Here is a 6,821-nt window from a genome sequence, read left to right as displayed (position 1 = left end):
ATAGTTTATTATCTTCTCATAAAAACCTTGGAAAATCAGGATAATGAAAAACTATTAAAAAAGACGTTATATGGATATGAAAAACTTATAGACAAAGAAGAAGGAGGGATTTTTAGGTATGCAACAAAAAGAGATTGGACACAACCTCATTATGAAAAACTTTTAAGAGACCAAGCTATTTTATCTGTAGCATTTTTTAACGGGTATTCTGTTTTAAAAGATAAAAGATTTTTAGAAGATGCAAATTCTATTTTGGATTTTGTAAAAAACACGTTGTACGATAAAAAAAGAGGTTATTTTTATGGTAGTCAAGGTGCAGATATAGTTGATGAGAATGGAAAGATTTTGGTATCCGGAGAAATCTACTTTTCTAAAAAAAGAGAAGACAGAAGATTTTTAGAAAATGTATATCGAAAAAAACTACCACTTGATGAAACGTTTTACTTTTCAGAGAACGCTTTGATGGTAAAAACTTTGGCTTACTCTTACGTTTTTAACGGTAATTTCCAAGATTTAAACATTGCAGAAAACCTTATGAAAAAAATAATCAAGGAAGGCTTGAAGGAAAAAGGCATTATTCACACTCCATCAATAAACAGATACTTTTTGGACACACAGATAAATACATTAGAATCTTTGTTTACTCTCTATCAGATTACTGGTAATGATTTTTATCTACAAAACTTTCAGATTTTACTAAATAGAGTATTGAAAAATTACTATTCGGAAAAAATAGGACTATTTACAGATTACGAAGATACAGGACTTAATCTAAACAGAATAAGCTACATTGATAGTTTAATTTCTCTCAATTTTAAACTTGCAAAAATTATTTATGAGTATCAATTACTTTACGATGATAAAATTTTAGAAAATTTAAAAAACAGCATCATAAAGAAATTAGTTAACTTCAAGAGTGTAGAATCCGGATTATCTGTTTACCTTTATTTTAAACCTCCGATATTTTCAATATCCGTAAATCCGGAAAAAGAGTTTAACAACATTATTTACTCATTTTTCCCTTACTGGAACATACCTTTTAGATTCTCCCCAACTGACAAAACGTTTGTAAAATTAGGTTATCCTTACGAAGGTTATCCGGTTGTTTACATCTGCTCTTTACAAATCTGCTTTGAAAAATTAAAAAAATCGGACATATCTTACCAAAATTTAAAAAATATATTTGAAAAATACTTAAAATACAAAACCATGTAAGTGTTTGCTAACTGTATATTTTTGTAATATATTATTGGCATGGTTAAAAAAGTTTTGATTTTACTGTTTATTGTTGTACATTTTTCTTTTGGACAGGAAAGTCTAAGGATTGCAGTTTTATCATACGGAGACCCTATAAAAGAGTATAAAAGGTACTCTGTTCTGTCTAAATACCTATCCGAAAAACTCAATAAAAAAGTAGACCTTATAATAGTTGAAGATGTAGATAAAGTTTTCCAGCTTTTTAGAAAAAATGAAGCTCAGATGGCGGTAGGTTGCTCCGTTGTTTATTTTGAACTAAAAAGGCAGTACAATGTAGAAGCTGTTGCTGTAATGAAAATAGGTGGTAAAGCTGTAGAAAACGGAGTTTTAGTCGTAAGAAAAGACAGTCCTATAAATACAATTCAAGACGTGAAAGGTAAAAAGATTACCCTTGGAAGTCCAATATGTATGAGTAATTGTGTTATGCCTCTTTACATGCTTGCAAACGCCGGAATAACCCAACACGATGTTATAAACATCTGGAGTTCCGGAACAGACAAAGGAGCAATCCTATCATTGATAGCTGGCATAGCTGACGTTGCCGGAGTAAAAGAAGAAAGTATAAAAAACTACGAATCTCACTTAAAAGTTATAGCCAAATCCCCCTCTTTCCCCAGACACATCATCATGGTATCAAAAAACTTAGATAAAAAACTCTACAAAGAAATAGAAAATGCCATTTTTTCTGTAGATAGAGAAGTTTTAAGTCAGATGGAAATTGACGGATTTGTAAGACCACAGCCAAACATGTTTGAAATTATTAAAAACTACCGAAAAATATTAGACCTATTCCCTGTGTTGAAATGAAAAAGTTAAAAAGTTTATCTATAAAACTAAAAACTTCCATATCTATATCGGTTTTTATACTGTTGGTTTTAATAGGCTCTATACTGTTTACTGTCAGCAACTTCAAAGAAAGATTAATCCAAGATAGAATACAGTCTTTACAAGAGAATGTAAAAAATCTTTCCGAAAGCTACAAAGAAAAAATCATAGTAAAAAATTTAGAGAAGATAGATGAGCTTGTTTACTTTTTAAAAAGTATAAAATCTGTAAAAGACGTTTTCATTGTAGATAAAGATGATACAGTTATAGGAAGCTCAGATTTGTCATTCTTAGGTAAAACACAAACAAGCTTTGTAAAAAAAAACCTTCAAAAGATAGAGTACAACCTTAACGTAGATAAAGAACCCGTAGGAAAGGTTGTAGTTTTATACGATGTATCACAGATAAAAGACGAAGTTATGAAAGACATAAACAAAATTTTATACCCTCTTTCTTTTATTGTAGGGTTTATCATATTGGTATCTTTTTTAGGAACTTTCTTTATATCAACAGCTCTTGTAAATCCTCTTATAAAGCTAAAAGAAAACATACTTAACCTTTTTGAATCCGGATTTGAAAATCTAAAAAACTCTGTAGAGTTAAAACCAGTTTCCAACTCTCAAATAAAATGTTTAAAAGATTTATCTGACCATTGCTGGCTCAGTGGTAAAGATGGAAAAGAAGTTTTATTTTATTTAGGAAACAAAACCGTTAAAGAATGCTCCAAATGTGATATCTTTACAAAACTTTCCGGAGATGAGATAGATAAACTTACATACAGCTTTTATATGATGGTTTCCTCTTTAAACGATTACATCAACAAACTTGAAGAAGCCCACAGAGAAAGAGAAACTTTAAGCTGTATGGCAGCTATGGGAGAGATGAGTGCAAAAATTGCCCACGAGATAAAAAATGCCCTATACTCAATTTCAAACGCAGCAAACTATATAAAAAACAACTCAAACGATGAAGTCATAAAGGAATTTGGAAAATTAATAAAAGAAGAAACTTACAGACTAAACGATATGACAGTTTCTTTCCTTAACTTTTCTAAACTTATTGAACCAAAATTTTCCTTGGAAAATGTAAACAAAGTAATAGAAAACTCAATAAGTCTGCTATCTTACGACTGTGAAGATTATGGAATAAAACTATCCGTTGAACTGGATAACAAAGTACCCCCAATTTTAATAGACACAAACCTTATAAAACAAGTTTTAGTTAATCTTATTCTCAACTCCGTTGATGCTATAAGAGAAAAAAATACAGATAACGGAGTTATAAAAGTATCAACTAAATATCTTAAAGATAAAAACAAAGTAGTGTTAACAGTAGAAGACAACGGAATAGGAATAAAAGAGGAGATTAAAGCAAAAATTTTCAAACCATTCTTCACAACAAAACAAAAAGGAACAGGTTTAGGACTTCCTATGGTCTATAAGATAGTTTTCCTTCATGGTGGAACTGTAAATGTTGAATCCGTTTATGGAAAATACACTAAATTTATTATAGAAATACCAACTGAAAGAGAGGACAAAAATGTTTAGAGTTTTACTTATTGACGATGAAGAAAGAATAATAAAGATAATAAAAACAGTGTTAACAAAAGAAGGATACGAAGTTGACACAGCAAAAAGCAAATCAGAAGCATTACAAAAATTAGATTCGGAAAATTACAACCTTATCCTTTCCGATTATCTGTTGGAAGATGGAACTGGAATGGAAATCCTTGAACATTTTAGAAAAAGAGATTTAATAACCCCTTTTATCATAATAACAGCCTACGGCTCTATAAACGGTGCAGTAGAAGCTGTAAAAAAAGGAGCAAACCATTACATACCAAAACCAATAGATACGGATAACCTTATAAAAATGATTGAGTTTTACAAGGAAAAACAAGCTAACCCTTTTGAAGTAGATGAATTTGAAGGAATCGTAGGAAAAAGTAAAAAGATGAAAGAGCTGTTTAAAGAGATTGAAATAGTAAGTAAAAGTGAATCAACCATACTGATAGAAGGAGAAAGCGGAACAGGAAAAGAGCTTGTAGCAAAAGCAATTCACAAAAGGTCAAGAAGGTCTTTACATCCTTTTGTATCCATAAACTGTTCTGCAATTCCATTTGAACTTTTTGAAAATGAACTCTTTGGACATGAAAAGGGAGCATACACAGGAGCAGCAACCAGAGAAATAGGGAAAATAGAGCTTGCAGGAGAAGGAACACTGTTTTTAGACGAAGTAGGAGAGATGCCCTTATTTATGCAGGCAAAACTTTTAAGAGTTTTACAAGAAAAAGAGTTTTACAGAGTAGGTGGAACCTCTTTAATAAAGATGAGATGTAGGGTTATATCTGCAACAAACAGGAATCTTGAAGAGATGGTGGAAAACAAAGAATTTAGAGAGGACCTTTTTTATAGAATAAACGTAATCCATATAAAAATACCACCTTTAAGAGAAAGAAAAGAAGACATACCTCTCTTGGTAAAAAAGTTTATAGAAAAGTTTACACGTATAAACAACAAAAACATATACGACATAGATAGTGATGCCATGGAAATACTTACAGAGTACGACTGGCCAGGAAACGTTAGACAACTTGAAAACATAATAGAAAGAGCGGTAGTTTTATGTCAAGGAGAGATAATCACCCCTCAACACCTTCCACAAAGGATAAAAGAAAAGAAAAATAGCGACTTTATAACCATAGAAAAAGATAAACCCTTAAGTCTAAGTGAGATAGAAAAAAATATAATACTAAAAATACTTCAAGAAGAAAACTTCAACCAGACAAAAACAGCCCAAAGACTTGGAATATCAAGAAAACAACTTAGAACAAAAATGAAAAACTTTGGACTTTTGTAAAAAAATATTCAAAAATCTATATATCTTGATAATACAATTATAAACATATAAAGATATTTTTAAAAAAATATGTATTTGACAATATCTTAAACCTATTGTTAAAATTTTTTCAAATTTTTTATAAAAACTTTTAGGAGGTTAGTATTATGAGAAATGTTAGAAACCTTTTGGCAGCAGGGATTTTAGCAGCAACCGCAACTGGCTTTTACAATGAAGTAAAAGCTGAGGTCTCAACTTTTATTGGTGAGGTGAAACCTGAACTTGAAATCAGACCAAGGTTTGACTGGACCAGTAAAAACGCTACTCCCGGAGCTACAGAAGATGCAACAGCACTAACAACCAGAATAAGACTTGGTGCCCACATAAACAAAATCTTTAACATTGAAGGCTTGAAAGCTTACATTGAGCTAAACGATGTTTCAGACTTTATAGATGATAAAAGAACGTACGGTGATTCGTGTCCCGCAAGTCCAGAATGTAAATATCCATTTATAGCGGACCCATCTATCACAAGATTAACGGAAGCAAAAATATCTTACACTTGGGGAAAAACAACCTTATTACTGGGTAGAACACGGGTAAATCTTGACGACCAAAGGTTTATATCGGATGCAAACTGGAGACAAACACCACAAACTTTTGGAGTTGTAGCAATCCATACAAAAGAGATACCAAACTTAGATTTACTGATGGCTATGATTTACCAAAGAAAATGGTGGGCTCAAGATGGATTAATTAGCACTAATGCAACTGGCGTAAACTTTACAAATACATCTTCTTTAGATTGGTCTCCAAGTAAAGCTCCACTTGTATTCCATGGAACTTACACTTTTGTTCCTGCATTAAAGCTTACAGGTTACGCTTACCTTATTACCGATGCAAGTAATACTTACGGACTAAATGCAAAGGGCGATATAGATGCAGGAGGTATAAAGTTTAATTACCTTGCAGAGTACGCAACCCAAAAAGACCCTTCAAATACAAAATATCTACCAACAAAACCAAAAGTTGACGGAGATTTTTGGAGAGTATACTTAGGTGCATCCCACTCATCAGGATTTGGTGCAAGAGTAGGATACTATGAGATGAGTGAGTATAAAATAGATGGTGGTGTTACAAAAAGAGGATTTTCCACACCTTTGACAACTTACCACGGATTTGAAGGTTGGGCTGACGTGTTGGCAGCAGGAACTGCAAACGGATTTTACTATGGGTTAAAAGCCTGGCACATAACTTTGAATTACAAACACAAACAGTACGGAAACTTTGACCTTATATACTACAAATTCGACACAAAGAAAACTTCTCCAAACGGTAGTACTTACGGGAACGAGATAGATATTCAGTATACCAAAAACATAACTCAAAGATTCTCTATTCTGTTAAAAGGTGCGTTCTATATGGCAGATAAATCAATTCCGTTAAACGCAGCAACCGGTGCTCCTTCTTCACCTTCTAAAGATGTTTCCAAATACTGGATACAGTTGACTTACAAGTACTAAGATGAATGTTTTATTTTTTTGCCTGCTTAGGCAGGCTACTTTTTTTATCGTAAACCTTCCTTTTCACCCTTCCTATAAAGGAAGGGTTTTTTTAATTTATTAATTTTAAGAATATTTTTATAACTATGATTTGAATATGTGTTTGACAAAGATACTTGATTTTTGTAAAAATTTAATCTCAAATAAAAAGTAGGAGGTAGTAAGATGAAAAAACTTATTTTAGCAGGGCTTTGTGTAGGGGTTATGACGACGTATTTGCCGTCTCATGCTGTGGAGAGTGTTAAGGTAATAGCTGCTACATGTTTTGGCTGTCATGGTCCAGATGGGAAGACAACAAAGCCCTGCTAAAATTTTTTCAAATTTTTTATAAAAACTTTT

General features: G+C 32.0%; 6 protein-coding genes. All 6 read left to right on the top strand.

The window, feature by feature from the left end:
• Positions 1 to 1,215: thioredoxin domain-containing protein (locus tag NE054_RS06580; RefSeq protein ID WP_297889991.1), on the top strand; the 1,215-nt coding region annotated here is incomplete at its 5' end.
• Between the two features lie 39 nt (positions 1,216 to 1,254).
• Entirely contained in the window at positions 1,255 to 2,064 is an 810-nt protein-coding gene (locus tag NE054_RS06575; protein WP_297889990.1) for a phosphate/phosphite/phosphonate ABC transporter substrate-binding protein, read from the top strand.
• A complete protein-coding gene (locus NE054_RS06570; RefSeq protein ID WP_297889989.1) occupies positions 2,061 to 3,629 on the top strand; it encodes an ATP-binding protein in 1,569 nt (522 codons plus the stop codon). Before NE054_RS06575 ends, NE054_RS06570 begins: the two co-directional genes overlap by 4 nt.
• Positions 3,622 to 4,941, top strand: a complete 1,320-nt coding sequence (locus tag NE054_RS06565) for a sigma-54 dependent transcriptional regulator (protein WP_297889988.1) — start codon at positions 3,622 to 3,624, stop codon at positions 4,939 to 4,941. Before NE054_RS06570 ends, NE054_RS06565 begins: the two co-directional genes overlap by 8 nt.
• 146 nt (positions 4,942 to 5,087) lie before the next feature.
• Positions 5,088 to 6,443, top strand: a complete 1,356-nt coding sequence (locus NE054_RS06560; protein WP_297889987.1) for a hypothetical protein — start codon at positions 5,088 to 5,090, stop codon at positions 6,441 to 6,443.
• A gap of 204 nt (positions 6,444 to 6,647) precedes the next feature.
• On the top strand, positions 6,648 to 6,791 hold the full coding sequence (locus NE054_RS06555; RefSeq protein ID WP_297889986.1) for a hypothetical protein: 144 nt from the start codon (positions 6,648 to 6,650) through the stop codon (positions 6,789 to 6,791).
• The last annotated feature ends 30 nt before the right edge of the window (positions 6,792 to 6,821 follow it).

This window comes from Sulfurihydrogenibium sp. (genome assembly GCF_027448985.1).
Taxonomy (GTDB): domain Bacteria; phylum Aquificota; class Aquificia; order Aquificales; family Hydrogenothermaceae; genus Sulfurihydrogenibium.
Note: the sequence above shows the minus strand (reverse complement) of the source record. Positions and strands in the feature narration are given on the sequence as shown.

Bases quoted from the DNA above. Each gene is read 5' to 3' on its own strand.
- NE054_RS06575 (WP_297889990.1), top strand. From the start codon at position 1,255: ATGGTTAAAAAAGTTTTGATTTTACTGTTTATTGTTGTACATTTTTCT.
- NE054_RS06570 (WP_297889989.1), top strand. From the start codon at position 2,061: ATGAAAAAGTTAAAAAGTTTATCTATAAAACTAAAAACTTCCATATCT.
- NE054_RS06565 (WP_297889988.1), top strand. From the start codon at position 3,622: ATGTTTAGAGTTTTACTTATTGACGATGAAGAAAGAATAATAAAGATA.
- NE054_RS06560 (WP_297889987.1), top strand. From the start codon at position 5,088: ATGAGAAATGTTAGAAACCTTTTGGCAGCAGGGATTTTAGCAGCAACC.
- NE054_RS06555 (WP_297889986.1), top strand. From the start codon at position 6,648: ATGAAAAAACTTATTTTAGCAGGGCTTTGTGTAGGGGTTATGACGACG.